The 25,804-nt window shown below is 67.9% G+C and carries 28 protein-coding genes; 20 read left to right on the top strand and 8 right to left on the bottom strand.

Annotated elements, in window-relative coordinates; all coding sequences use genetic code 11:
• Window positions 1–25 precede the first annotated feature (25 nt).
• Window positions 26–226: a hypothetical protein gene (locus tag ACOZ35_RS01190; RefSeq protein WP_006113132.1), complete on the bottom strand. Its 201-nt coding sequence runs from the start codon at window positions 224–226 to the stop codon at window positions 26–28.
• A 179-nt stretch (window positions 227–405) separates the two neighbouring features.
• Here ACOZ35_RS01190 and ACOZ35_RS01185 point away from each other — a divergent pair, with 179 nt between their 5' ends.
• Complete coding sequence (locus ACOZ35_RS01185) at window positions 406–1,515, top strand: OBG GTPase family GTP-binding protein (RefSeq protein ID WP_424014672.1); 1,110 nt, start codon at window positions 406–408, stop codon at window positions 1,513–1,515.
• A 72-nt stretch (window positions 1,516–1,587) separates the two neighbouring features.
• Here ACOZ35_RS01185 and ACOZ35_RS01180 read toward each other — a convergent pair whose 3' ends face one another.
• Window positions 1,588–2,361 carry a hypothetical protein gene (locus ACOZ35_RS01180; RefSeq protein WP_424014671.1) on the bottom strand — a complete coding sequence of 258 codons (774 nt, stop codon included), beginning with the start codon at window positions 2,359–2,361 and terminating at the stop codon, window positions 1,588–1,590.
• A gap of 389 nt (window positions 2,362–2,750) precedes the next feature.
• On the opposite strand from ACOZ35_RS01180, the gene ACOZ35_RS01175 reads away from it, so the two are divergent.
• Complete coding sequence (locus tag ACOZ35_RS01175; RefSeq protein WP_424014670.1) at window positions 2,751–3,596, top strand: halocyanin domain-containing protein; 846 nt, start codon at window positions 2,751–2,753, stop codon at window positions 3,594–3,596.
• Between the two features lie 187 nt (window positions 3,597–3,783).
• Here ACOZ35_RS01175 and ACOZ35_RS01170 read toward each other — a convergent pair whose 3' ends face one another.
• Together ACOZ35_RS01170 and ACOZ35_RS01165 are read right to left on the bottom strand one after the other, a co-directional pair.
• Window positions 3,784–4,140 carry an ArsR/SmtB family transcription factor gene (locus tag ACOZ35_RS01170; RefSeq protein WP_424014669.1) on the bottom strand — a complete coding sequence of 119 codons (357 nt, stop codon included), beginning with the start codon at window positions 4,138–4,140 and terminating at the stop codon, window positions 3,784–3,786.
• Between the two features lie 19 nt (window positions 4,141–4,159).
• On the bottom strand, window positions 4,160–5,119 hold the full coding sequence (locus ACOZ35_RS01165) for a lysostaphin resistance A-like protein (protein WP_424014668.1): 960 nt from the start codon (window positions 5,117–5,119) through the stop codon (window positions 4,160–4,162).
• A 99-nt stretch (window positions 5,120–5,218) separates the two neighbouring features.
• Here ACOZ35_RS01165 and ACOZ35_RS01160 point away from each other — a divergent pair, with 99 nt between their 5' ends.
• The 10 genes from ACOZ35_RS01160 (at window position 5,219) to ACOZ35_RS01115 (ending at window position 12,058) form a co-directional block, all read left to right on the top strand.
• Window positions 5,219–5,560 carry a helix-turn-helix domain-containing protein gene (locus ACOZ35_RS01160; RefSeq protein ID WP_424014667.1) on the top strand — a complete coding sequence of 114 codons (342 nt, stop codon included), beginning with the start codon at window positions 5,219–5,221 and terminating at the stop codon, window positions 5,558–5,560.
• 1 nt (window position 5,561) lies between these two features.
• Window positions 5,562–5,885 carry a hypothetical protein gene (locus ACOZ35_RS01155; RefSeq protein ID WP_424014666.1) on the top strand — a complete coding sequence of 108 codons (324 nt, stop codon included), beginning with the start codon at window positions 5,562–5,564 and terminating at the stop codon, window positions 5,883–5,885.
• Window positions 5,886–5,905: 20 nt separating this feature from the next.
• Window positions 5,906–6,178, top strand: coding sequence for a DUF7521 family protein (locus tag ACOZ35_RS01150; protein WP_424016092.1), 273 nt, complete (start codon window positions 5,906–5,908; stop codon window positions 6,176–6,178).
• 767 nt (window positions 6,179–6,945) lie between these two features.
• Window positions 6,946–8,133 (top strand): redox-regulated ATPase YchF, encoded by a 1,188-nt coding sequence (locus ACOZ35_RS01145; protein WP_424014665.1) that lies wholly within the window; start codon window positions 6,946–6,948, stop codon window positions 8,131–8,133.
• Window positions 8,134–8,231: 98 nt separating this feature from the next.
• On the top strand, window positions 8,232–9,062 hold the full coding sequence (locus ACOZ35_RS01140) for an amidohydrolase family protein (RefSeq protein ID WP_424014664.1): 831 nt from the start codon (window positions 8,232–8,234) through the stop codon (window positions 9,060–9,062).
• Between the two features lie 79 nt (window positions 9,063–9,141).
• Complete coding sequence (locus ACOZ35_RS01135; protein ID WP_424014663.1) at window positions 9,142–9,627, top strand: DUF371 domain-containing protein; 486 nt, start codon at window positions 9,142–9,144, stop codon at window positions 9,625–9,627.
• A 259-nt stretch (window positions 9,628–9,886) separates the two neighbouring features.
• On the top strand, window positions 9,887–10,144 hold the full coding sequence (locus ACOZ35_RS01130; RefSeq protein WP_004598292.1) for an MTH865 family protein: 258 nt from the start codon (window positions 9,887–9,889) through the stop codon (window positions 10,142–10,144).
• A 104-nt stretch (window positions 10,145–10,248) separates the two neighbouring features.
• Window positions 10,249–11,019, top strand: coding sequence for a J domain-containing protein (locus tag ACOZ35_RS01125; RefSeq protein WP_424014662.1), 771 nt, complete (start codon window positions 10,249–10,251; stop codon window positions 11,017–11,019).
• Window positions 11,016–11,828, top strand: coding sequence for a metallophosphoesterase (locus ACOZ35_RS01120; protein WP_424014661.1), 813 nt, complete (start codon window positions 11,016–11,018; stop codon window positions 11,826–11,828). The genes ACOZ35_RS01125 and ACOZ35_RS01120 overlap by 4 nt, the downstream gene beginning before the upstream one ends.
• Window positions 11,829–11,860: 32 nt before the next feature.
• Entirely contained in the window at window positions 11,861–12,058 is a 198-nt protein-coding gene (locus ACOZ35_RS01115) for a hypothetical protein (protein WP_424014660.1), read from the top strand.
• Between the two features lie 99 nt (window positions 12,059–12,157).
• Here ACOZ35_RS01115 and ACOZ35_RS01110 read toward each other — a convergent pair whose 3' ends face one another.
• The gene (locus ACOZ35_RS01110; protein WP_424014659.1) at window positions 12,158–13,078 is read right to left on the bottom strand and encodes a metal-sulfur cluster assembly factor; all 921 of its coding nucleotides are present in this window, start codon (window positions 13,076–13,078) and stop codon (window positions 12,158–12,160) included.
• On the bottom strand, window positions 13,078–14,139 hold the full coding sequence (locus ACOZ35_RS01105; RefSeq protein ID WP_424014658.1) for an amidohydrolase family protein: 1,062 nt from the start codon (window positions 14,137–14,139) through the stop codon (window positions 13,078–13,080). The genes ACOZ35_RS01110 and ACOZ35_RS01105 overlap by 1 nt, the downstream gene beginning before the upstream one ends.
• A 155-nt stretch (window positions 14,140–14,294) precedes the next feature.
• On the opposite strand from ACOZ35_RS01105, the gene ACOZ35_RS01100 reads away from it, so the two are divergent.
• From ACOZ35_RS01100 to ACOZ35_RS01080, 5 genes are all read left to right on the top strand, one after another.
• Window positions 14,295–15,335, top strand: coding sequence for an NAD(P)-dependent alcohol dehydrogenase (locus ACOZ35_RS01100; RefSeq protein WP_424014657.1), 1,041 nt, complete (start codon window positions 14,295–14,297; stop codon window positions 15,333–15,335).
• Window positions 15,336–15,406: 71 nt separating this feature from the next.
• Entirely contained in the window at window positions 15,407–16,819 is a 1,413-nt protein-coding gene (locus ACOZ35_RS01095) for a hypothetical protein (protein ID WP_424014656.1), read from the top strand.
• 148 nt (window positions 16,820–16,967) lie between these two features.
• Window positions 16,968–17,450: a hypothetical protein gene (locus tag ACOZ35_RS01090; protein WP_424014655.1), complete on the top strand. Its 483-nt coding sequence runs from the start codon at window positions 16,968–16,970 to the stop codon at window positions 17,448–17,450.
• A gap of 22 nt (window positions 17,451–17,472) precedes the next feature.
• Complete coding sequence (locus ACOZ35_RS01085; RefSeq protein WP_424014654.1) at window positions 17,473–18,645, top strand: thiamine pyrophosphate-dependent dehydrogenase E1 component subunit alpha; 1,173 nt, start codon at window positions 17,473–17,475, stop codon at window positions 18,643–18,645.
• A gap of 75 nt (window positions 18,646–18,720) precedes the next feature.
• Window positions 18,721–18,903 carry a hypothetical protein gene (locus ACOZ35_RS01080; RefSeq protein WP_424014653.1) on the top strand — a complete coding sequence of 61 codons (183 nt, stop codon included), beginning with the start codon at window positions 18,721–18,723 and terminating at the stop codon, window positions 18,901–18,903.
• A gap of 30 nt (window positions 18,904–18,933) precedes the next feature.
• On the opposite strand, the gene ACOZ35_RS01075 is transcribed toward ACOZ35_RS01080, so the two are convergent.
• Window positions 18,934–20,256, bottom strand: a complete 1,323-nt coding sequence (locus ACOZ35_RS01075; protein ID WP_424014652.1) for an NAD(P)/FAD-dependent oxidoreductase — start codon at window positions 20,254–20,256, stop codon at window positions 18,934–18,936.
• 433 nt (window positions 20,257–20,689) lie between these two features.
• Here ACOZ35_RS01075 and ACOZ35_RS01070 point away from each other — a divergent pair, with 433 nt between their 5' ends.
• Window positions 20,690–21,937, top strand: coding sequence for a pyridoxal-phosphate dependent enzyme (locus ACOZ35_RS01070; RefSeq protein ID WP_424014651.1), 1,248 nt, complete (start codon window positions 20,690–20,692; stop codon window positions 21,935–21,937).
• Window positions 21,938–21,967: 30 nt separating this feature from the next.
• Here the strand turns inward: ACOZ35_RS01070 and ACOZ35_RS01065 are convergent, their stop codons facing one another.
• Window positions 21,968–23,221, bottom strand: a complete 1,254-nt coding sequence (locus tag ACOZ35_RS01065; RefSeq protein ID WP_424014650.1) for a PGF-CTERM-anchored ABC transporter substrate-binding protein — start codon at window positions 23,219–23,221, stop codon at window positions 21,968–21,970.
• 62 nt (window positions 23,222–23,283) lie between these two features.
• On the opposite strand from ACOZ35_RS01065, the gene btuC reads away from it, so the two are divergent.
• Both btuC and ACOZ35_RS01055 read left to right on the top strand, forming a co-directional pair.
• A complete protein-coding gene (gene btuC / locus ACOZ35_RS01060; RefSeq protein WP_424014649.1) occupies window positions 23,284–24,450 on the top strand; it encodes a vitamin B12 ABC transporter permease BtuC in 1,167 nt (388 codons plus the stop codon).
• On the top strand, window positions 24,447–25,745 hold the full coding sequence (locus ACOZ35_RS01055) for an ATP-binding cassette domain-containing protein (RefSeq protein ID WP_424014648.1): 1,299 nt from the start codon (window positions 24,447–24,449) through the stop codon (window positions 25,743–25,745). Before btuC ends, ACOZ35_RS01055 begins: the two co-directional genes overlap by 4 nt.
• Window positions 25,746–25,804: the final 59 nt, after the last annotated feature.

Here is a 25,804-nt window from a genome sequence, read left to right as displayed (position 1 = left end):
CGGTGGACGGGGGTGAAGAGAACGGCTACGCGACGGCGACGCCGTTGCGGGTGAGGTAGTCGCTCGCGGCCTTGATCTCGACCGGGCTGCCGATGATCCGGTACTGTTCGGCCGTCTCGACGACGGTGACGGTGAACCGGTCTTCGAGGCACTCTCGGTGACCGTCGAGCGCGCGGCGCGGGAGGACGATCTGCGTGCTGTCACGGAGGCTCGACGGGTCTGGCATTCGGCGTGGGTTGGGATTATTCGGCGCCGATATAACCGTGTCGAAGTATCGGCGTTCCAACCACTCCTACGGCGACGATCCGCCGGTTCGCGGAGCGGAGTCGAGCGATTCAGTCCACGGCGCCGGGCGGGCGGTTCGAAGGAACACCTTTAACGAGCCGACCGGCCGAGAAACGGGTAATGGGACTGGAGGAGGAGATCGAGGACCTCCGCGAGGAGATCGCCGAGACGCCCTACAACAAGTCCACCGAGGCTCACATCGGGCGTCTGAAGGCGAAGCTCGCGGAGAAGAAGGAGAAGCTGGAGAACCAGTCCTCCGCCGGCGGCGGCCACGGCTACGCGGTCGAGAAGCACGGCGACGCCACGGTCGCCTTAGTCGGGTTCCCGAGCGTCGGCAAATCCACCCTCATCAACGCCCTCACCAACGCCGACAGCGAGGTCGGCTCCTACGAGTTCACGACGTTGGACGTTAATCCGGGGATGCTGCAGTACCGCGGCGCGAACATCCAGATCCTCGACGTGCCGGGGCTGATCGAGGGCGCCGCGGGCGGCCGCGGCGGCGGGAAGGAGGTGCTCTCGGTCGTCCGGACCGCGGATCTGGTCGTGTTCATGCTCTCCGTCTTCGAGATCGAGCAGTACGACCGCCTGCGCGAGGAGCTGTACGCGACCAACATCCGCCTCGACACCGAGCCGCCGAACATCAACATCCGGAAGACGCACAAGGACGGGCTCGGCGTGACGATGAGCGACGACGTGAGCTTAGACGAGGAGACGATAAAGCAGGTCCTCCGCGAGTACGGCTACGTCAACGCGAAGGTGACGATCCCCCACGACCTCACCATCGACGAGCTCGTCGACGCCGTGATGGACAATCGCGAGTACCTCCCCTCGATGGTCACCGTCAACAAGGCGGACCTGATCGACAAGAGCTACCTGCCGACCGTGAAAGAGGAGCTTCGCGAGCGCGACCTGGACCCCGACGACGTGCTCTTCATCTCGGCCGAGAAGGAGCTCGGCCTCGACGGGCTCAAGGAGCGCCTCTGGGAGGAGCTGGGCGTGATTCGGATTTATATGGACAAGCCGGGCCGCGGTGTCGACTACGAGGAGCCCCTCATCCTCTTCGAGGGCGACACGGTCGGCGACGCTTGTTCGAAGCTCGGCGGCGAGTTCGACGAGCGGTTTAAATTTGCGCGCGTGTCGGGCGAGAGCGCGAAACACGACGACCAACAGGTCGGGAAGGGCCACGAGCTGGCCGACGAGGACGTGCTTCGGATCGTCGCGCGGAAATGAATCTGTGAGCTGCTCGAGGCGAGCGGGCGGTCGTGACCGCCCCCAGTGAGTTGATTCCGCGCTTGTGGTCGATTAGAGTTCCGGGATTTTTGACGCGTCGCCCGGGCTCTGCGTCGATCGGTTCGGAGCGTCCCGTCCGTCTCGCAACTGGAGGTACGCTGATGCGATGATGGCGTAGTACGGCACGAAGAACACCGCTGTGAGAACGACCGTTACGATATCGGCAGCGACCGCTAGATCAGCGAGCGTCAACAACGGCGAGATCGCACCGATGACCCCGCCGAAAAGCGCAGTCACAACAACGAGGACACCGAGCTTGAGCCGAGACCCGCGAGCCAGAGCCCAACTCCGCTTGAGACTGCTGATGATCCCGCGATCTTCGACAGAGACAGCAAAGATGAAAAACAGGAACGAGGCCGCCAGGAACAGCCCGGGGAGAACCAAGAGAACCGTCCCGAGCATGACCGAGACAGAGACGATCAGTCCGCCAACAAGCGCGAAGATCGTGGTCCGACCGAGCCGTCGCGTCGACGTCGCAGGAAATTGGGACATCTCGCTCTGCGGTTGAGCGAACGTTCGCGAGAGAATGACGAAGTATGTCGAGCTCAATATCAGGAGTACAACGAATAGAGCAACCCCGGCACTCCCGGAAACCGGAAGCGCGAGCCCAGCGTTCCGACTAAATTGTTCGGCAGCCTCTGGCGGGAGAAATCCCAATACGGCACTGTTGGCGCTTATTTGAAGCCCGAACTGGATAGCGAGGAATCCCAAAAATAAGATTCCACCAGTTCGAGAAACTGTCCGTCGAATACCGTCGCTAACCGCATGGCTGAGTTGGAGGGCCATACGAGTCAAATATGTCTAAATCGTTCTAATAAAACAAGCGAAACGCTGATAGACGTAAAGACGTTTTGTACCCATCCGAACTCAACTCAATACCCCACCCTACTTTACTCGCCCTGACGGGGTCGCTCGTTGAGGGCGCTCCAGAACTCAAGGAGTTCCAGCTGCTAACCAGGAGTCTGTGACTTCTGGTGATCCTAACCTACCGCGGACCTACGCTCGGCGTACCGTTGCGATGTGTCCGCCGGCGACGCGCTCCTTCACTGCGATACAGGCCACTTCAGGCGGAGGAGGACGTCAATCTTCCCGGAACAGAACCTAAACGGTCTGATTCTAACAGACTGAGACTACCCACAAGCTTGTCTGTGTTCTCACACTGACGATAACGCGCAATGCCCTCCAACAATCGCCGCACGTTCCTTGCCGCGAGTACAGCTGTTGGAATCGGTTCGCTGACCGGTTTTGGCGTACTTCAGACGCACGGAACGAGTACGACCTCCACAGCAGACGATAGCGATGGGGAAGACTCGCTTGACACCTGGCTCGCAACCGCGAATGATCCACAGACGCACCAGATCCGCGATCTCCGGTATGACGACCCGCCGACGGTGTACCTCGGCATGTCGAACACAAACTCGTTCTCCCCGCCCGCGATCAGGGTGACGCCAGAGACCACGGTGACGTGGGAGTGGGTCTCGGACGACGCTGAGTACAATGTTGTAGCGACCGATGGGGCCTTCGACAGTGGACAGCCGCTTTCGAAGGCTGGGGAAACATTTGAGCACACCTTCGACGCGAAAGGAACATACAGATACGTCAGCGAACCGTATGCCGATGCGGGGATGCAAGGTGTCGTCGTGGTCGACACTGCGCCGTCGAGCGAGTATCCGACCGTTGACGAGTGGCTCGCTGGAACAAACGAATACGACGGGACCATTACGGATCGAACAGACACTGACCTTGTCGAGATCACCACCGGAGCGAAAGGTAATGGCGGTCACTTGGCGTTCGACCCCCACGCAGTGAAAGTCTCAACCGGGACGACGATTCGATGGTCGTGGACCGGGGAAGGCGGCGCACATAATATCGAATTCAGAGACGGTGACTTCGGTAGTGAGTCGCTCCACGTCGAGTCTGGCGTCCACTTCGAAGAAACGTTCTCTGAAGCTGGCGTCTTCAGATACGGCTGTAAACCCCACCATGCTCTCGGACACCGTGGTGCCATCATTGTCGAATGATGCATAGTTCACATTGATTCCGAGGGCAGAGCCTCCCGACTTTAGTCGTGAATAAACTGACTCCCTAGGAAAGCGAACGATCTCGGCTACTCACTAGCGGCTTCTGTTTCGGCGTTGCTGAAGTGGATTTCTCACCCAGTTCCCCATGACTGAAATCGTAGACTTCTGCCCTCGGAAGCAGTGTGACTCACCGCTGTGTTTCTGGAATGGAGTCTCCAAACTGAACAACTAGTTGTTCCACAGAGAGTGCGTAGACCGTCATCTCGGTTCCTTTTCTGGAGTACCACGTATCGACGGCTTCGACGATGTTAGCTTCGCAGAGGCGATCAAGGTGATACTTAGCGTTCTGGGTAGACGTACCGATAGCCTCGGCGATGTCTGAAGTTGTCGCTGGTTCGTCGTCGAGCGTCGCCAGTATCTGCTGTGCAGTGTCTGATGAGACCGTCTGGAGTACCTTACTTGACTCCTCGCCGTCAACGAGGAGATTGATTCGTTCGCGTGGTGTGTGATCGATAGGAGTACGGTAAGGGAACGCTGTTGTCATATAGGTAAATTAACGTGAGTCACCGCCCAGTGTAGCTGGTTACGCGGTCATTGAGTTCAAGTGACCCGTCGCGCCTGTGAATATATCCGACCAGTACCAGGCCACCGAGGATGGCGAAGCCGACGAAGACGAGTCCCTCTTCTCCAATCCAGCGTGGAGGGCCGACAATTTCAACAGCGAGGAGTTCCGGCGTCTGCTGTGAATGTCCCAGTCCGAATATCGCACTTTGTGTGAAATTATAGAACACGTGAAAGCCGATGCTCAGCGCGAGTTCGCCAGTTAGCACGTATACGCCACTCAGTACTAGTCCAGCGATCAGATAGTACCCGTAGTGGCTGGGATTCGTTATTTTTCCGCCGTGTAGAAACACAAACACGAGCGTGCTGAGAGTTACTGCGAGGCCAGCGGCTATCCACTGGGGAACAAACCTGTTCGATCCCTCGGCAAGGTTCTTCAACATCGCACCACGGAAGATGAACTCTTCCCACGTAGCCGCGAGGGCGATATACGCGAATACGACCACCATCGCAGGTATGAACGGTAGATCGCCGGACCCGCGCATCACGCCCACGAACGTAGCCCATCCAGCACTGAGTGACACTACGAGTGCCCCACCGTTGATCGCGGTGGCGACGAGCCCACCAACAGCGAATGAGTGCCACCACTCTCGGTCGAGCGAGAGCCCGAATTCACTCACCGGGTGTCGGTCAATGACTCGTGCACTGAGGAGAATTGCACCGATGAGAATGACGCCAATGCCAGTCAATTCAACGACTTCCCGGACGGGGTGCTCGAACCTAGCTCGGACCACAGTCTGAAGGATTCCCAGGAGAATGAAGGTCAGCAGGGCCGGCAGTAGCGCACGAAGTGGCGCACGCAGTCGACGTTGCTCATTATTCCAGACCGGCCAGAGGAGTCGGAAAGCCCTCTGACTCAGGGCGGTCGGTATGACGCGGTCAATCGTCGATCGTAACGACATACACGACGCAAGAGGACGGGTACAAGTAGGACCAAAGGCACGGCTTCCGACCCAGAAGCTGTGACGGGTTTTTTACTTGTACCCGTGTCTGGCACGTATATGAACGAGGACGAGGATGCTGTCTTGGCGGTACTCGACGACGAGTACGCCCGGGCGATCCTCGCTCACCTCACAATTGAACCGATGTCAGTCGATGAACTCTGTACGGCCTGTGAGATGTCCGATGCAACGGCGTACCGGCGTCTCAACCGGTTACAGGACGCGGACCTCGTGACCGAACAACAGGAGCTGGACCCCGACGGCCATCACTACAAGCGATATGCCGCTACAGTCGAGACTGTCACCGTCACGTTCGCCGATGGAGGCTACGAAGTAGCAGTGACGCGCTCGACAACCGACCCTGCCGACCGGTTCACAGATCTGTTCGAGGGGTTGTCCTGAGATGCTCCTCTTACAGCTGGATGCGACTGGGACTGACCCGCTCATCGCACTCGGGGTGCTCGTCCTTTCCGTGCTCTCAGTAGCGCTGTCGCTGACGATCGCCGTAGTTCTGGTTCGTGGTTATCGTCGAGGACCGTCTCATCGCGGGATGCTTTGGCTCGCAGTCGGTCTCATCTTCCTGATTACGATTCCCGAGTTGCTTCGCGTCGGGTTACCGACGGCGACCGACATTGGGGCTGTCGGCCGGTCGATACTCGTCAGTGGCTGTGAGCTATTCGGGTTGGGAACGATCCTGTGGATCGTGTGCGGAGGTGGGATACGGTGATAGCAGAGAATTTGCTGGTGATGGAACTGCTCAGTGTGGTGTCGGTGGCTCGCGGCGTCACTGCCGTCGTGGGACTGTTTGTCGCTACGCTAGCTTATCGAGGGTACCGACGAAATGGCTCTGCGAAGATGCGGGCGCTTGCAGTCGGTATCGGCCTGCTGACGGTAGGGATATACGTGGCCGTCATGCTCGCTGATATGGTTGGAGCAGGGAACGGCGTCGTCTTACTCGTACGGGGTCTCGTGACAGTCATCAGCCTCTGTGTCGTCCTGTACGCGATTACCGTGGCATAGCCGATTTTATTGAGAAGATGTCATAACTATTCACCGACAGCGTGAACTTCAGACTTTGTTAAGATCTGGCTCTGTTGAAATCCTCGTCTTCAGACAGATCATCGACTGAAACGTCCGGTGCTTAAAGGGTGCTTGCTGATCGGTTGCGGGAATGGGTATCGCAGATCGACATCGGCAATTCGGTATTTAAATAGCCATAAGCCACGGCGGCGATGGCTTATAAAGGCGGGCGGTGGCGCGCCCCGGTGAGCGGCCGCCAGGCCGCGAACCGACGGTGCGAGGGAGTCGCTGGCGCCGACGGCGCCAGCGACGAGGCTGGGGAGGTGTGAGGTGCCGTGCGGTGCGGGGCGGGACTCAAAGGGGCAGTCGCGAGGGCGAAGCACGCCGCAGCAAGCACCGCAGCGAGGGAGCGATAGCGACCGAGCGAGAAGCACAGCAAGGCGCGCGAGCCGTCGCGACTGGGGCTTTGGAGGTCCTCACCGCGGTAGCGTCGGTCACTTATAAACAGCCGACAGCAACACTGCTATTCTCCTTATAAACAACTACGACAGCACACTGAGCGACGTACTCCCGCTATCGCTCATCGCTACCTCTGTACTGAGCGATTCATTAGTCCCGTGTACTGACGACATGGGACATACCCTATTATTTTTTATATTTTCAAGAACACAAACAGCTAGACGACTGGTTATCGTTCTGTGTCTCGAATCCCTCATGTCCCCGCGGCCGACCGAAAGGCGCTTTTCGCGGGGCCGCGACCGTCGGGTATGCTCACGGTCGCGCTCGCGGGCAAGCCGAACGCCGGCAAGTCCACCTTCTACACCGCCGCCACGATGGCCGACGTCGACGTCGCGAACTACCCGTTCACGACCATCGACGCCAACCGCGGGGTGACCCACGTCCGGACGCGCTGCCCGTGTCTCGACCGCGAGGAGCGCTGCGGCAACGAGAACTGCCACGACGGGAAACGCTACGTCCCGATCGAGCTCCTCGACGTCGCGGGGCTCGTGCCGGGGGCGCACGAGGGGAAGGGCCTCGGCAACCAGTTCCTCGACGAGCTGACGAACGCCGACGTCGTCCTGAACGTCGTCGACGCCTCGGGCGCCACGAACGCCGAAGGGGAGCCGGTCGAGATCGGGAGCCACGACCCCCTCGACGACGTGGACTTCATCGAGGAGGAGATGGACCTGTGGCTCGCGGGCATCGTCGACCGCAACTGGGAGAGCGTCGAGCGGAAGTCCCGGGCGCCGGACTTCGACCTCGAAGCCGCGCTCTCGGACATGCTCACCGGGTTCGGCGCGACCGAACACGACGTGACCGCGGTCCTCCGGGGGCTGGAGTACCCCGACGATCCGAAGGCCTGGACCGACGACGACCGCGAGGCGCTCGCGCGGGCGGTCCGAAGCCGCACCAAGCCCATCGTCGTCGTCGCGAACAAGGTCGACGCGGCGCCCGACGGCGCGGTCGAGCGGATCCGCGAGGGGACCGACAAGCCCGTGATCCCGGCCACGGCGGACGGCGAACTCGCCTTACGCCGCGCCGCGGAGGCTGGCGTCGTCGACTACGACCCGGGCGACGAGTCGTTCGAGATCGTCGGCGACGTCTCCGACGACCAGCGCGCCGGCCTCGACGCGCTCCGCGAGTCGATGGCGGCCCACGACGGGACGGGCGTTCAGACGGCCCTGAACGCCGCCGTCTACGACCTGCTCGACCGGATCACGGCCTACCCGGTTCAGGACGCCGGCAAGTGGACGGACGGGACTGGCAACGTCCTCCCGGACGCATTCCTGCTGCGGTCGGGGGCGACCCCGCCGGACCTCGCGTACGCGGTCCACTCCGACATCGGCGAGGGGTACCTCCACGCGGTCGACGCGCGGGCCTCGCGCCGGATCGGCGAGGACCACGAGCTGACGGAGGGGGACGTGGTGAAGATCGTCTCGACGGCGGGGCCGTGACTGACTCCGGTCAACGCTGCCGTCCGTACCGCCCACGTCCCGTCGTGCGACCGACAGGCACATGCGGGTCGCCCGAGACGGGCCTGTAGAGAGCGGCCATGCTCGGCCTCGAACACGACTTCCGGATCGTCGACACCCGCGCGACCCTCGACCCCGACCAGTCGTCGGTCGCCACCCACGGGCGAGACATCTCGCCGGAGCGGCTGGAACGCGAGATGCTCCAGGCGGGCATCGTCCGCGCGGTCGCGAGCCCCGGCCAGCGCGCCGCCGGGCGGAGCTACCTCCGCGCGAACAACGCGGTCGCCCGCCTCTCCATCGACCGCCCGTTCGTCGCGTTCGCCCGCCTCAACGGCCCTCGCGACCCGGGCACCGGACCCGTCTCGGTCGTCCGGAACCTCCGCGCCGAGCGCGACGACCACCACACCCGCCCGGACGACGTCGAGCAGTACTCCTACGACGACCGCTTCCACGGGTTCACGCTGGCACCCCACGTCGACGGGCTCCCGAACGAGGACGTGCTGACCCGGCTGGCGGACGCCGACCTCCCCCTCTTCGTCCACGCGGGCCGGGAGTTCCCGCCCGAGGCGGTCGAGGCGGAGCTGCTCGGCTACGACCTCCCGGTCGTGCTGGGGAGCTTCGGGGGCTACCCGCTCGACGCTGAACTGATGAACCGGACGCTGGACCTGCTGGACGATCACGACCGCGTGTACGTCGACACGAGTGCGGTGCGGTACCGCGAAGTGCTCGAACGCGGCGTCCTCGAACACCCCGACCGCGTCCTCTTCGGCTCCGGGGCGCCCGACGTCCACCCCAACGTCGGCGTGATGGAAGTGCTCACCCTCGACGTCTCCGAGGACCTGATGGCCCGCGTGCTGGCGAAGAACCCCGCGCGCCTCGTCCCCGCGCTCGCCGAGGGCGCGGACGTCTGACGGCGGGGACCGCTGTCCGCGAACTCCTCCTCGGCGCCGAAGCGACGGCCACTTGTCGCGTCGCGGCCGACCGACGACAATGAGCGACGAGGACGCAGACGCCCAGCGGACCGGCGCCGACGACCCCCACGTCGAGGTCGTCAGCGCGATCGGCCACGAGCACGTCAGCGCCGAACACGCGAGCACCGTCGAGCTCACGACCGACGACTGGCTCACCCCCGCCGGCGACTGTATCGTCGGCGTCGAGGCGGACCGGACACCCCGGGACTTCTCGGCCGAGTTCCGCGAGGCGTGTCGGGACGCGGACGCGACGATCGAGGCGACGCTCGTCGTCGACGCCGGCGACGGGACGTTCGAGGAGACGATCACCGGCCGCGGCGACCCGGACCTCGCGCTGCTCGACGACCGCTCGATGGTCGGCCGGACGAGCGACTACACGGACGACGAGCGCACGATATTCGTCGACGGCGACGGTGCGGCCGCCGACCTCGACCGCGACCTCGTCGCCGCGCTGGCCGACGGTGCGGACCTCACGCTTCGATTGGCGGTCGAGCCCGGCGAGTGACGACCGCCCGCCGCCTCAACCCGCGACGCGCGCTCTCGTCGCCGTTCCGCCCGCGACGCGCGCTCTCGTCGCCGTTCCGCCCGCGACGCGCGCTCCCGTCGCCGTTCCGCCCGCGACGCGCGCTCCCGTCGCCGTCCCGCCCGCGCCGCACGCTCCCGGCGACGTCGTGTCCGTATCGACCGTCACGCAATCTGACAACCCTAAATAAGTTTACTGTTGTTCCGCAACCCTTTTGCGGGGCTCGCGGGATGAAGTGTGTATGAGCGACGTGAAAGCGGAACTCCGCGAACAGTTCTTAGAGGCGTTCGGCGGCGCAGACTTCCCCGTCGAGAACCAGATGGACCTCGTCCCCGCGCTGCCGGACGGCCCGGCGACGAAGTTCGAGGCCGGCGACGTGAGCTTCACCGCGATGGAGATGGCAGCGAAGCTCGGCAGCGAACAGGAGTTCCCCTACGACACCGCCGAGGAGCTGGTCGACGACATCCTCGACGGGCTCGAAGCGAAGGGAATGATCTGAGCCGGCCGACCGACACGGAACGTTTCTGTCGATGCTCTGCCCCCGTGACCCCGTAGCCGACGCGCCGGCGGGAGGTTGATTACCGCGGAGCCGTTACGGCGGGTGTGTTCGCCGAGCTCACGAGCCTAGTGCCGCGGTGGGTCCTCTGGGGGGTCGGCCTCGGGATCGCCGCCACCGGGGTGGTCGCGCTCGCCTTCTACCTCGGGGACCGGTTCGTGCCGGCTCCGGCCGCGTCGGCTGGCCGCCGCGGCGCCGCCGGCGACGAGCGCCGCCGCCGCGAGATCCGGACCTACCTGACCGCGGCCGGTGAGCGCTTCGCGGAGGACCACGCGTTCGACGACGTGTCGGTCCCCTTCTACCTCCCCGAGCGCGGCGTCGCCATCACCTTCGACGCGCACGACTACTTTCGCCTGGAGGGCGAGGGCGTCTACACCGTCCTCTGTGAGCACGAGATGCCGGGCCGCGGGCTCGGCCGTCGGCTCCCATTCGACGTCGACGAGCCCGACTGGGCGACCGACGAATCCGGTTCGGACGCCGGCCGCTCCCGACGCTTCGGCGGCGGCCGCTTCGGAACCGACCGGTCCGCCACCGGCCGCTCGACCGGCCGCTCACGGCCGGGCGGCCCCGCCGGCCGCGCCGACCCCGTCGGCGACGCCTTCGACGAGCTCGGCCTCGACCGCGACGCCGACATCGACGCGGTGAAAGGCGCCTACCGCGAGCGCGTCAAGGAAACCCACCCGGACCAGGGCGGCGACGAGGAGTCGTTCCGGCGCGTCCGCGAAGCGTACGCGACCGCCCGCAACCACGTCGACGGCGGGCCGGCCGACCGGGACGCGGACCGCCGCCGCGAGCGCTCGACCGGGTACGGGCGGTGACCGGGCGGGACGTTGAGGCCGGGGCCGGAGACGAAATCGGGACCGCGACCCCCTTCTCCGACGTCGCCTTCGCGGAGCGCGCGGTGTACCTCTCGGACGCCGACGCGCTCGTCGTCGCCGACCTCCACGTCGGCCGCGGCGAGGCCTCCGCCGTGTCGCTCCCCCTCGGCGAGCGCGCGGACCTCGTCGACCGGCTCGGCCGGCTCCTCGACCGGTTCGATCCGGCGACGGTCGTCGTCGCCGGCGACGTCGTCCACACCTTCGACCACGTCAGCGACAGGGCTCGCGAGGCGCTGGACGCGCTCCGCGACCGCTGCGAGGCGCACGGCGCCGCCCTCGAACTCGTCGCGGGCAACCACGACGCCGCGCTCGCGGACGCGTGGGACGGCGCGATTCGCGAGGAGTTGGTCCTCGGTAGGTCCGGGGACCGCGGAGCCGACGTCGGCGACGCACACCGAACCGTCGTCTGTCACGGCCACGAGGCGCCGTCGACGGCGGCGGACCGGTACGTGATCGGCCACGTCCACCCGACGATCGAGATCGAGGGCGACCGCCGCCCCTGCGTCCTCCGCGGCGAGGGGACCTACCGCGGCGCCGACCTCCTCGTGTTGCCCGCGTTCACCCGGCTCGCCTCGGGCGTGGCCGTCAACGGCATGGGCACGGCGGCGTTCGACTCGCCGCTCGTCACCGACGCGGACCGACTGGCACCGGTCGTGGTCGACGTGCCCCCCGACGGCGCCGACGGCGGCAGTGAGGGCGGGGAGCCGCTCCGCTTCCCGCCGCTCGGCGAGTTCCGCGAGCTGTTGTGAACGCTTTTGTTCTTCCCTGCGTACTGTGAGCTATGAACACGGAGAACGCCTGCCTCGGCTGCGGCGAGCCGTTCGACTGGGGCGACGGCGAGTGCCCCGAGTGCGGCTGGGACCGCGACGAGTGGGCGGCGAGCGGTCGGCACGGCTTAGCGAAGGAGGGCCACGGCGAACCCGAGGAGGACGGCGAGTCCAGTGGCGGCGGGCTCGGGGGACTCGGACCGATCCGCTGAGAAGGGAGAACGGGACGGAGAGGAGGGTTCGACGGGTGACGAGGAACGAAACGGAAGGATCGGGACGCGACAGCGGGCGACGAGCGGGCCGACCGCGAATCAGTCGTCGCTGCTGAGCGTCCACGTCGAGGTGAACTCCTCGACGTCGCCGTCGTACGCCGAGGGACCGTCGCCCGACTGGTCGACGTACGACGCCCCGGAGCCGTCCGGGCCGTCGGGCCCGTGGCGCGCGCGGTGAAGCGCGTCGCAGACGGCGCCTTGTCCGCCCATGTTCACGCTCGCGAGCCGGGAGCGCTTCTGGACCACGTCGAGCCGCTCGGCCGGGATCGGGTCGCCCTCCGGCGTCAGGAACAGCGTGTCGTCGGGCCCCGTCACGTGGCCGCTCGTCTCCACGCGGTCGAGGTAGTCGGCGACCGGTTCGGCGTCGACGACGACCGAGAGCCCGCCGAGGTCGACGTGGGCCTCGTCGCCTGTGACCTCGACGTCTGAGCGGTCGAGCGCGACGACCTGTCCGGGGTCGATACCGGCGTCGAGCAATGCGTTGACCGCCTCGCGCTGCGTCGAGACGCGGGCTTTGTCGGCGATGGCCGCGCGCACCTCCGCCACGCCGCCGTCCGCGTCCGGGAACGTCTCCCCGAAGGTGTCGCGGGCGTTGACGCCGGTCGTGATCTCGTCGCCGTGCATATGGTCGCACAGCTCGATCCGCGCTTTGTCCACCCAGTCGAGCCTCTCGATCTCGTCGCGGGCGTCGGTCGCCATCATCCACGCGAAGGCGGGCGAACACCACGCGGTCGGGAGCGTGAACCTGACCTCGACGCGTCCGCCGTCGATCTCGATCGCGTCGATGTAGTCGAGTTCGACGATCGAGCGGGCGAGCTCCGGATCCTCGACGCGGTCGAGTCGGTCCCTGACCGCCGAGATCCGCTTCGGGTCGCCCGCCGGGTCGGCGGGTTCGCTCGTCCGGTCGCCCGCGGGGTCGTCACCGGGGTCGCTCGTCGGGTCCGCGCTGCTCCCCGACATCAGTCCGCGGCGGCCCCTGCGTCGCCGCCGTAGTGGGCGCCGAGGTCGAATCGCTCGGTGATGTCGTCGTCGCGGAACTGGCGCTTCTTCTCCTCGATGTCGATGTCGTACAGCTCCGCGACGTTCTCGCCCATGACCTTCTTCATCGTCTCGACGTCGAGCTCGACGCCGTACTCGTCTTTCTGCTCGTCGGTGAGCTCCGCGTTCATTACCTGATCGACGAGCCAGTCGGGGTTCCACAGCGCGTAGTCGGAGCCGAACAGGACCCGGTCCTCGCCGAGCCAGTAGAGCAGCTCGCCCATGATCTCACCGAACTTCCGCGGGCGGTTCGTCGTCATCGCGGAGGCGACCGCGAGCCCGCCGTACACGTTCGGCTCTTGGGCCGCGATCCAACAGAAGTCATCGAGCCGAGGGAGCCCGACGTGGTTGACGATGAAGTTGAGCTCAGGGAACGACGATGCGGCGTCGTCGATGTCCTTCACGTCGAACGCGTCGCGGTTGAGCGGGCGGATCGTCGGCCCCTTGTGGGCGTTGATGTTCTCAATTCCGAGGTCGGCGCACTTCTCTAAGAACTCGAAGGCCTCGTCGCTGTCGAGCCGCCACCCCTTCGAGTCGCCGCGCCACTCGGCGGTGTACAGCTTCACGCCGGGGATGTCGTACTCCTCTTTCAGGTGTTCGAGGTAGCGTAACCCCTCCTCGCCGTCGCGCGGGTCGAAACTCCCGTTGAGCACGAAGCGCTCCGGATACTCCTCGGCGAGCTCGGCGTTCTGTTCGGTCGTGTTGAACCCCTCGTCGTAGAAGTCGTCGAGGTACGTCGGCTGGAAGATCGCCATATCGGCGGCCGCGTTCCCGAACAGGTCCTCGGTCATCTTGTCGGCGCCATAGTGCCGGTAGGTGTCGATGTCCCACTGCTTCTCCTCCGGGGTGAATCCCGTGTGGTAGTCGTAGAAGCACTGGATGAACTGCTCGCCCCCCTCGTGGATGATGTTCTCCTCCCGCGCGTCCCACATGTGAACGTGGCCGTCAATGACGAAGATCTCCTCGCCGTCCATCTCGTACATACAAGTTGGTGTGGGAGTTGGTCACACATAACTATAAGGATCGTTCAATATTATTACCAATGGTAAGCCGAGAGGTCCTGATGCGTACACTGGTTGCCCGGACGCGCACATTCGTAACGAATGTTTATGTGGATGTATGCGAGACAGTATAACACATGGAAGCAGCCAGACTTCACGAGTACACCGACGACATGACAGAGGGGCTCACGATCGACGAGGTAGACCGCCCGGCGGTGAGCGGTTCGGACGACGTGATCGTCGAGGTCGAGGGCGCGGGATGGTGCCAGACGGACAACCACATCATCGAGGGGATGTGGACGGAGTACGTCCCCCAAGAGCTCCCGCTGACGCTGGGCCACGAGAACGCGGGGACGGTCGTCGAGACGGGCGAGGACGTCGAGATCGTCTCGGCCGGCGATCCGGTGATCTGCCACCCGGTTCAGACCTGCGGGACCTGTCGTCCCTGCCGGCTCGGCGAGACGATGCACTGCGAGAACAGCGCGTTCAACGGGCTCACCCACGACGGCGGCTTCGCCGAGTACCTCCACACCAGCGAGCGGGCGGTCATCCCGCTGCCGAGCGGGGTCGAACCGATCGACATCGCGCCGCACGCGGACGCCGGCATCACCGCGTACCACGCGGCAAAGAAGGCGGTCGGCGAGCTGAACCCCGGCGACCACGCCGTCGTCATCGGCGTCGGCGGGCTCGGCCACATCGGGCTCCAGTGCCTGAACGCGATGAGCGCGGCCCAGATCACCGCCGTCGACCTCAAGGAGTCGGCGCTGAACCTGGCCGACGGCTACGGCGCCGACCACCTGGTCAATCCGAGCGAGGCGGACGTCCCCGCCGAGATCGAGGCGATTACGGACGGGACGGGCGCGGCGCAGGTGCTCGACTTCGTCGGCGCGGACGTGACGACGAGCTACGCGCCGGACATCACCGCCGGCGGCGGCGACCACCACATCATCGGCTACGGCGGCCACGTCCACGAGCCGTCGCAGTCGCTGGTCAACGGCGAGTTCTCTTTCGTGGGTAACATCGTCGGCCGGTACGCCGAGCTACAGGAGCTTGTCGCGCTCGTCGAGCAGGGCGACGTCGACCTCCACACCAGCCGGTACGAACTCGACGACGTGAACACGGTCGCCGAGAAGCTCGAACACGGCGAGATCGACGGGCGCGCGGTCATCACGCCCTAAACGGGCTCCGGCGGACGGCCCGCGCCGCGGCCCGCAGAAGATTTTTATCATTCGTTTCAAATTTCCGCGGTATGGACCGCAGAGCCCTCCTCACGGCGGTCGGCGGGTCCGTCGCCGGCGGATCCGTCGTCGCGCTCTCCGGGTGCGTCGGTGAGACCGACACGGACCCGGCGACGAACGGAACCGACGACGGGTCGGAAGACGGCGACGGCGAAAGGTCGAACGACGGCGGGACGACCCCGTCGCTCGACGTCGAACTCCGGACGGTCCCCCACGTCGTCACCGCCTACGAACCGTCGCCGAGCCGCGGGATCGACCCGGAGCACGTCGTCCCCGAGTCGGAGGTCCCGGACGCGCTGCGCGACCCGCTCGCCGCCGCGCTCGACGGCGGGTTCGAGACCGACGACCCGAGCGACGCGCTGCTGGCCGCGGTCGACGAGTTCCGCGTGTGGGACAAAGGAAAGCTGAAGCCGTACGTCGAGATCGACGGGACGCGCTACGCGTTCGACCCGACGCTCCCGACGTTCACCGCGGAGCTCGCGGACGAGGAGGCCGACGAGTACGACGAGGACCGCGTCCTCCGCGAGGCGGGACAGGGCGACGACCTCCGGTCCGAGGCGGTCGAGACGTTCGTACACGCGCTGACGGCGTACGGGACGAACGTGGCCCGCGGAGAGTACCGACGGTGCGTGCGACCGGAGTCGGTCGCCGCGTTCCTCGAGGAGTACGACTACCTGGAGGACGTGCTGGGCGTCTCTCGAATCGAAGTGACCGTCGAGCACGAGGACCCGCCGTACGCGATTACGGCACAGGAGCTGACCGACGGCGACATGTGGGACCGCTCGGTGATCGACGAGTCGGCACTCGACGCGGAACTGGTCACCTTCTTCGAGCGCGCGCTGGCGTCGGAACACCGGGCGCCCGCGCTGCCGGGCGACGACCGCACCCAGCTCTACGCCGACGACGTGCCGGACGCCTACGAGGCGTTCGCCGCCGGGCGCGACGAGCCGGTTTACTACCGGATCGACGGGACCGTGTACAGCATTCTCGTCGGCGAGTCCCGGTACGACCGCCTCCCGGTGTCGGTCTCGGTCGCGGCGAGCGAGGACGCGTCCCGCGAGTTCACGCTCACCGTGGCGCCCGAACCCGGGAACGCCGACGGCGACGTCGAGGGGCCGTACACGTTCTCGAGCCGGGGCGCGCTGCCGAGCGCCCTCTGGACCTTCCACGAGGGCGAGCGGCGCTCGCTGGAGATCGTCGAGACCGAGGGCGTCGAGGGGCCGCAGCCGAGCCGCCCCGACGGCGAGGCGCTGGAGTCGCTCGACGCCGGCGACGAGATGGCCGCGACGTACGCGGTCCCGTCGGACCTGCCCGCGGGGACGTACGCGAGCCGCGGCCTGTTCCACGTCTCCTGGGGCGTCCCGGAGCAGACCCCGGGCGAACACGGATCGTACCCGTTCGAGCTGGCGGTCGCGGTCGAGTGAGCGGAACGGGCTCTCCCGGGCCGCCCGAGCGCTCTCGACGCTCACGCAGACCGGGACGACCCCGGCGAAGCGGACGCGTCGCGAGCGAGGATCAAATCAGCGCTTCACCCACGAGAAAGAATTTACCGCACGTTCACGACCTCCGAACATGGACACCTCCGTCTCATCCGCGTCCGGGCCCGCTCCTTCGCGGCGCTGGTCGCTTTACGCTGGCTTCTACGCCGTCGGCTGCGGCGCGGTCACGGCCGGCCTGCTGTCGACCGTCCTAAGCGTCTTCGCTCAGGTGATCGGACTCCCCGAGTCGTTCCCGGTGCCCCTCCTCGCGGCGCCGGCGCTCCTCGTCGGCGGCGCAGTCTGGTGGCTGCTCGTCGAGCGTCGCGGAGCGTACACGTACCGAGCGGGCGTCGCGTACGGGGCGGTCACGGCGCTCGGAACGGGTCTCGTCTGGACCGCGTGGTTCACACTCGTCTGGAGCGTCGAGATGCTCGCCGCCGGCCCCACGCGCCTCCTCGTCGGCTTCGTACTCGGGGCCGTGACGGCCGCCGGGACGCTGATCGGGGTCCCGATCACCTACCTCCGGCGCCGAAGCCGAGCGCGGTCCGCCGCCGACGCGACCGCTAACTCCTTGTGACCGCGGGCCACACCGATCCTCCATGGACGAGAACGGCGCCGGCGCCGGCGCATCCGACCCCGAAGACGCGACCGACCCCCTCGCCGACGAGGACCTCTACCGCGTGCTCGGGCCGGACGGCAGTCCCCTGCCGGACGCGACGGTCCCAGATCTCTCGGACGAGCAGTTCCGCGCGATCTACCGCGACCTGGTGGTCACGCGCCGGTTCGACGAGCGCGCGGTGAGCCTCCAGCGACAGGGGCGGATCGGCACGTACGCGCCCTGCGCGGGCCAGGAGGGATCGGCGGTCGGGTCGACGCACGCGCTCGCGGACGACGACCTGATCAGCTACCAGTACCGCGAGCACGGGGCGGTCGTCGTCCGCGACCTGCTCGGCGAGTACCTCCCCTACTGGATGGGCCACGAGTCCGGGACCGAGGCGATCGCCGACGGCAACGTCTTTCCCCTCAACATCGGGATCGCGGCGCACCTCCCGCACGCGGTGGGGGCCGCGTGGGCGTTCGACTATCAGGAGGAAGACCGCGTCGTCGCCGCGCACTTCGGCGGCGGCGCGACCAGCGAGGGCGACTTCCACGAGGCGATGAACTTCGCCGGGGTGTTCGACACGCCGACGTTGTTCTGCTGTCACAACAACGGCTGGGCCATCTCGATCCCGGAGTCGCGCCAGACCGCGAGCGACACCTTCGCCCAGAAGGCGGCCGCCTACGGCTTCGAGGGCGTCCGCGTCGACGGCATGGACCCGCTCGCGAGCTACGCGGTCACGCGGGAGGCGGCTGAGCGCGCGCGGGGTGCGGAGGAGTCTGACGGCGACGGTTCCGATGGGGACGACCCCCGCCCCGTCCTCATCGAGTTCGTCGAGTACCGGTTCGGCGCGCACACAACCGCCGACGACCCGACCGCCTACCGCGACCCCGACGACGTGGACCCGTGGCGCGCGCTCGACCCGCTCGACCGGATGGAGGCGTTTCTCCGCGAGACCGGCCGGATCGACGACGAGGGCGTCGCGGCGGTTCACGAGGAGGCCGACGACGTCGTCGCCGACGCGATCGACGTCGCGGAGTCGATCGAGGCCGAGCCGAGCGACATGTTCGACCACGCGTACGCCGAACTCCCACCCGAGATCCGTCGCCAGCGCGACGAACTACTTGCGGCCGTCGAGGAGCACGGCGAGGACGCGTTTCTGCGCGAGGAGTAGCGGTCGATCGCGAGGCGGTGCCGCCCGCGGTCCGAGGACCAGCACGCCTATGGGTCCGGCCATAGGTGTGCCCGCATGAACGACGCCGCCCTCCGGACCCGCCTCGACGCGATCCTCCTCCTGCTGACGACGAACGCACTCCTCCTGTTCGGAATCGGGTTCCGGTACGCGAGGGAGATAACGGTAGGAGTGGCCGTCCTCGCCGCGCTCGTCGGGTACGGGCTCGTCCGGGGACGGCGGTCCGGCGCGCTGCCGTGAGACGTGACCGGCGCGGTGCGGCCCGTTCGGTTACAGGTGCTCCGCCGCCGCGTCGGCCGCCTTCCGCCCGCTCTCCAGCGCTCCCTGAATCGACGACCACTCCGTGTAGTCGCCGGCGAGGACGACCGGCCCCTCCGGGTCGTCTGGGTCGGGGAGGTCGGCGTGAACGCCCGGCGGTTGCGCGAACTGCGCGAAGCGGATCCGGTGGACGTCGAGGGTCTCCAGTCCATCGAAGTCGCGCTCGGGGAACCACGCCGCGAGCGCGTCGCGGACGTCCTCGCGGAGGTCCTCGGCGTCGCGGTCGAGCGCGTCCTCGCCGAGGAACGTCGCCGCGAGCAGCGCGCGGTCGTCGGGCGCGTACTCGGGCGCGACCTCCGACATCGGGACCACGGCGTTCGGGGACTCGTTCGCGGCGTTGAGCAGAATGCGCTTGCCGGTCTCGAACGACTCACCCGCGGGGAGCGCGTACCAGCCGGTGGTGTTCGGGACGCCCTCCGTGGGCACCGACTCAACGTCGGTGAGCCGCCGTGCCTCGGGCGGCGAGGTCGCGACAACGACCGCGTCCGTCTCGCGGGTCGAACCGTCCGAGAGTTCGACGGTGGCGCCGTCGGCGTCGGCGTTGCCGGTACGGAAGGGGATCCGGCCCTGTCCGGCGATCCGGACCGACTCCACGTCCTCGCCGGTCCGTATCTCGACGCCGGCCTCGCGGGCGCGGTCGGCGAGCGCGGCGGGGAGCGCGGCCATCCCGTCGGCGGGGACGCCGATGGAGCCGCGGCCCATCGCGCGGAACGTGTACTCGAAGACGTGCTTCGAGGTGGAGAGGGTCCGGTCGAGGGTGATCCCGCCGTAGAACGGCTCGACGAAGTTCGTCACGTAGTCGTCCGCGAACCCCCAGTCGCGGAGGTACTCGCGGATCGACGCGTCCGGGCCGGTGAAGAAGTCGTCCTCATCGCGATTTTCGAGGTCGTACCGGAGCGCCAGCGTCCGGAGCTTGTCGGAGAGGGAGACCTCGTCGTTCAACATCGAGGGGAGCGCGGCGCGCGGGTCGCGAAGGGGGTCGCCGAGGGTCGAGCGCGAGCCCGGCCGGCAGATCGTCGCCCCGGGTGCGAACGTTCGGAGGTCGAGGTCGTCGAGCCCGTCGGCGCCCAGTTCGCGTGCGACTGCGGGGTAGCTGGAGAAGAGGACCTGGAAACCGCGGTCGAGGGTGAAGCCGTCGACCGTCTCCGTCCGCACGCGCCCCCCGACTTCGGGCCGTCGTTCGTACAGCGTCACGTCCGCGCCCGCCTCGGCCAGCCGCGTTGCCGCGACCAGCCCCGCCAGTCCGCCGCCGACGACCGTGGCGTCTCCGTTCATACGTTGACTGTCGGGGTATAGGGTTATAAGCGATCGACACCGGAGCGACGGTGAGCGATTCCAAAGTCTCGGCCGCTCATTTATAAATGGTCGACGACTCCGCGGTGACCACTCCCAAAGCCCCAGCCGGGAGGCGGGCGCACGCTCGCTGCGGTCCTCGGTCGCTCGCCCTGCTCGCTCCCTGTGGTCCTTTCGTCGCCTGCGCCCGCCTCCCGGCTGCCCCTTTGAGTCCCGCCCCGCAACGCACAGCCCCGCACCTCACACCTCCCCAGCCTCGTCGGCCTCCCTCCGGTCGGCCGACTCCCTCGCGCGTGCGACTCGCGCCCTGCCGGGCGCTCGTCGGCACGCGCCACCGCAACGTCTGGAGTCTGGTTTGGATCGCGGTCCACCTCCGAGTGAGAAGCGATTAGTCGCCGCCGCCGCAACGTTCGATATGGATGATTTCGAGACCACGCCGGCGTTTCGCGGGTTAAAAAGTCGGGCGTCGGGACGCGTTCACGAAACCGCCGACGCGGCGTCGATCGACGACGAGGAGCGGGCGCGCGGCCTCGACCCCGTCTACGACTACGACGCGGTCGACCCGGACGACCTCTTCGACCCCGCGGCTCGCGGCGGGAGCGGTGACGCTCGGGCTGCGCCCGCGACTGCGAGGGGGCACTGGCGGTTCGATGCCCTGCTGCCCTTCCCGGCCGCGGACGCGCTCACCGCGGGCGAGGGGGGTACGCCGCTGGTCGCGACCGACAGACTCGCCGACGAACTCGACGTCGACGCGGTGTACGTCAAAGACGAGGGGCGGAACCCCACGGGGACCGTCCTCGACCGCGGCCTCTCGCTCGCCGTGACCGAAGTTTCGAAGCGCGCGGCCGATGGCGCGGACGTGGAGCCGCTCGTCTGCGCGAGCCCGGGCAACGCCGGCCAGTCGATGGCGGCGTACGCGGGCCGCGCGGACCTGCGCTCGTACGCGTTCGTCCCCTCGCGGTGCGCCTTCTCGAACAAGTCGATGACGAACGTCCACGGCGGCGAGATGCGCGTGGTCGGCGGGCGCTTCCCGGACGCGGCCGCGGCGGTGGACGAGCAGCTGGAGACCGACTACACCGACCTCGGCGAGTTCGCCACGCCGTACCGCCACGAGGGCGCGAAGACGGTCGCGTTCGAGCTCGTCGCCGACCTCGGCGACGCCCCGGACGTCGTCGTCGTCCCGACCGGCTCCGGCGAGGTCGTCGCCGGCGTTTATAAGGGGTTCTCAGAGCTCGACCGCGTCGGCGCGATCGACGGAACTCCGAAGGTCGTCGCCGCGCAGGCGTCGGGCTGCGCCCCGATCGCGGCCGCGGTCGAGCGCGGCCTCGACGAGCCCGAACCGTGGGGAACGCCCGACACCATCTGCGGCGAACTCGAGATCCCGGACCCCGCCGGCGGCGCCGCGGCGATCGAGGCGGTCACCGAGAGCGGCGGGACAGCGGTCGGCGTCGACGACGACGACATCCTCGCGAGCGCGGTCGCCGTGGCGCAGAACGAGGTCGTCGAGATGGGCGCGGCGGGCGGCGCCGCCCCCGCCGGCGCGTGGGCCCTCGCGGAGGAGGACTTCTTCGACGGCGACGAGACCGTCGTCCTGCTCAACAGCGACGCCGGGCTGAAGACCCCGGACATCCTTCGCAGTCACCTGATGGGTCAGGGAATTTAAGAAGAAGCGCCGGTCCGAAACCGCTTCGCGTCAGTCCCGCCGCGCGAGCAGCCCGGTCGCGAGCAGCGCGAGGGCGGCCGCGACGACGCCGAATCCGGGCGACTCCGCGCCCGTGTTCTCGTCGCTCTCGTCGCCGTCGGTCTCGTTCGCGTCCTCGCCGTCGGTCGACGAGCCGTCACCCGAGGAATCGCCGTCCCCCGACGAATCGCCGTCAGAGGAGTCGCCGTCAGCCGAACCGTCCGTCGAGTTGCTGTCCGTCGAACCGTCGGTCGACTCGGTCCCGTCGGCCTGAAGCTCGACCACCGCGTTCGACAGCGTCGTCGTCGACTCGATCACGCTGCGCGGCGCCGGCTGGTTGAGGTAGTTCTCGTTCATCACGACGTAGCTGTCCTCGGTGCCCGCGGTCGTGCTGGCGTACGGCTCCGAGTCGAGGATGGAGGCCTCGGCGTCGGTGACTAAGAGTAGTTCGGGGTTCGATTCGAGGATGACCTCGTCGGAGAGCTGCGGGTACGCCTCGTACTCCGAGGCGACGTTGTCGGTGCCGCCGGCGTTCATGATCGCGTCGATGAACGTGTTGTTCGCCGCGACGTAGCCGCCGCCGAGCGGGTACAGCGCCGCCGGACGGTCGACGTCGGCGGTCCGCTCCTCCGCGGCCGCGACCGCGTCGTTCATCTCCTCGTTGGTCTCCGCGGCGGCGTCACACGCGCCGACGAGCCGGCCGATCGTCTCCGTCTTCTCCGCGATGTCCTTGATGGAGGTCGCCGCCTCGAAGTGGTACACCGTCAGCCCCTGCTCGCGGAGCGGCTCGACGTCCGCGGCCGAGGCGTTCGGCGCTAACACGAGGTCGGGGTCGGTGTCGACGACGCGCTCGACGCTCGCGCCGAACTCGGCGGAGACGTTCGCGCGCTCCTCGGCGCCGTCGAGGTAGAACGCGAACTGGCTCACGCCGACGACGCGGTCCTGCGCGCCCAGCTCCCACAGCGTCTGCGCGGCCGACGGGTTGATCGTCGTTATCCGCTCGGGGCGCTCCTCCAGCGTCACCGTCTCGCCGGTGGCGTCCGTCGCGTTGAACGGGAAGCCGCAGGCGCCGTCCGTCTGTGCGGGAGCGGTCCCCGACGCGTCCGCGGCTCCGACCGCCGGTTGCGCGCCCGCAGTTGGCTGCGCACCCGCGGTCGGTCCGTCCGTCGATATCGTCGGCTGTGCGCCCGCGGCGGTCCCGGCGACGCCGCCGATCAGGGCGGTCGTCACCAGCACGGCCATCGCGATCGCGAAGCTGTGTCGCATCGGATCGACGACCGGCTTCGTCCAATAAGTATTTACCTACTACAAGTTGTGTTGGAGAACGTATGCGACCGTGGGTCCGGTCGGCGGTCTGGTCGGCGGCGGTAGCGGCGCTTTTAGCCGTCGTCGTCGTCGTCAGCGCCGCGATCGGTCCGGTTCGAATCCCGCCTGAAACCGTGCTGAAGTCGGTGTTGAACGCGGTCGCGGTGCCGGCGGGGATCGAGACGAGCGCGGGCGGCGTCGGGCCGCTGCCGATACCCGGCGTGGGCCCCCTCACGATCCCGAGCGTCGACCTCGCGTTCGCGTCGCCGTTCGCGTTCCCCGTCGACTCCGTCCACCAGCAGATCGTCGTGGGCGTGCGGCTCCCGCGGATCCTGCTTGCCGCGCTCGTCGGCTTCGCGCTCGCGGCTGCCGGCACGGTGATGCAGGGCTTCTTCCGCAACCCGATGGCGGACCCGTCGATCATCGGCGTTTCCTCCGGGGCAGCGGTCGGCGCCGTCGCGTTCATCGTCTTCCCCGTCGCGCTCTCGACGACCGTCGCGCTCCCGCTCGTCGGCCCCGTCGAGCTCGCGCTCTCGCGCGGCGCGGGCACCAGCCTCTTCGCGTTCGTCGGCGCGCTCGTCGCCGCCTTCGGCGTGTACGCGATCGCGACCCAGGGTGGGCGGACGCCCGTCGCCACCCTCCTCCTGGCCGGCGTCGCCGTCCAGACGTTCCTCGGCGCGGTCGTCTCGTACCTCCAGTTACAGGCCGGCGAGTCGCTCCGACAGATCGTCGCCTGGCTGATGGGCCACCTCTCGGGCGCGGCGTGGAGCGAGGTCGCGGTCACAGCGGTCGTCGTGCCGCCGCTCTTCGCCGTGCTGCTCGCGTACGCCCGCGACCTCAACGTCCTCCTGCTCGGCGAGGAGGAGGCCCGCGGGCTCGGCATCGCGGTGGAGCGAACGAAGCGCGTGCTGCTCGCGGCCTCGGCGCTCGTCACGGCCGCCGGCGTCGCGTTCGCCGGCGTGATCGGCTTCGTCGGCCTCATCGTCCCGCACATGCTCCGACTCGTCGTCGGCCCGGACCACCGGGTGCTGCTCCCGTCCGCGGCGCTCGCCGGCGGCACCTTCCTCGTCGCGGCCGACACGGTCGCGCGCTCGGCCGCCGCGGAGTACCCGGTCGGCATCATCACCGCCGCGGTCGGCGCGCCCTTCTTCGTCTACCTGCTCGTGACCCGGGAGGTGACGGAGCTGTGAGCGCGGATCGCTCCGACGACGGCACCGCCTCCCCGTCCGCGGACGGCCTCCCGTCGCTGCCCGACACGGCGCTGTCGTTCGGCGACGCGCCGCTGCTGTCCGCCGCGGACGTGGCCGTCTCGTTCGGCGACCTCGACGTCGTCTCGGGCGTCGACCTCCGGGTCGAGCCTGGCTCGCTCGTCGGCCTCGTCGGACCCAACGGCGCCGGCAAGACAAGCGTGCTGCGCGCCGTGACCGGCGCGGTCGAACCGGACGCGGGGACCGTCGCGATCGGCGGCGAACCGGCCGCGTCGCTGTCGGCCAAGCAGGTGGGGCGGCGCGTCGCGAGCGTCCCGCAGGCGACGAACCTCGCGTTCGACTTCCGCGTGCGCCACGTCGTCGAGATGGGGCGGACGCCGCACCTCGGCCGCTTCGACGCGCACGGCGTCGAAGATGACGCCGCAGTCGACGCCGCGATGGCCGCGGCCGACGTCGAGCGCTTCGCGGACCGGTCGATCACCGAGGTCTCTGGCGGCGAGCGCCAGCGCGTGCTGCTCGCGCGGGCCTTAGCGCAGGCGGCCCCGCTCCTCCTCTTAGACGAGCCGACCGCGAGCCTCGACGTGAACCACGCGGTCGAGACGCTCGAACTGGTCCGCGCGTTCGTCGACGACGGCGACCGGGGCGCGATCGCCGCGATCCACGACCTCGACGCCGCGGCCCGCTACTGCGACGAGGTCGTCGTCCTCGCGAACGGCGGGGTTCAGGCCGCCGGCCCGCCGGAGTCGGTGCTATCCGCCTCGACCGTCGGCGCCGCGTTCGACGCGGAGGCGTTCGTCGGCCGCGATCCGGCCACCGGGACGCCCGCGGTGACGGCGTTCCCGCACAGCGCTGTCGAGAGTCGGCGCGTCCACGTGATCGGGACAGGGCGGCCGACCGCGCGCATCGTCGCCCGACTGGCCGCCGCGGGCCACGAGCCCTCGGTCGGCGTGGTCCCCGAAGGCGACGCGGTCGCCGGCGCCGCCGCGGACGCGGACGCGACCGCCGTGACGGCGCCGCCGTTCGAGGCACCCTCCGCGGCGACGCTCGCTGCGGCCCGCGAGCTCGCGGCCGACGCGGACGCGACGCTCGCGGTCGGCGCGGAGCGCTCGGGAGACGGGGCGGACGGCCCGACCGCGGACGGACCGGACGGCCCAACCACGGACGGCCCGAACGCCGAGGTGGCCGCGGCCGCGGACCGGGTCGTTCCGGTCTCCCCCGACGTGAGCGGCGCGGAACTGCTCGACGCGGTCGCGGCCGCGACAGCGGACGGGGAGTGAGCCCTCGCCGCCCCGGCCGCCCCGGCCGCCCGCGAAGCGTCACCGTTTATTCGGTCGCC

The organism is Halorubrum xinjiangense (assembly GCF_049604745.1).
Taxonomy (GTDB): Archaea; Halobacteriota; Halobacteria; order Halobacteriales; family Haloferacaceae; genus Halorubrum; species Halorubrum xinjiangense_A.
Note: the sequence above shows the minus strand (reverse complement) of the source record. Positions and strands in the feature narration are given on the sequence as shown.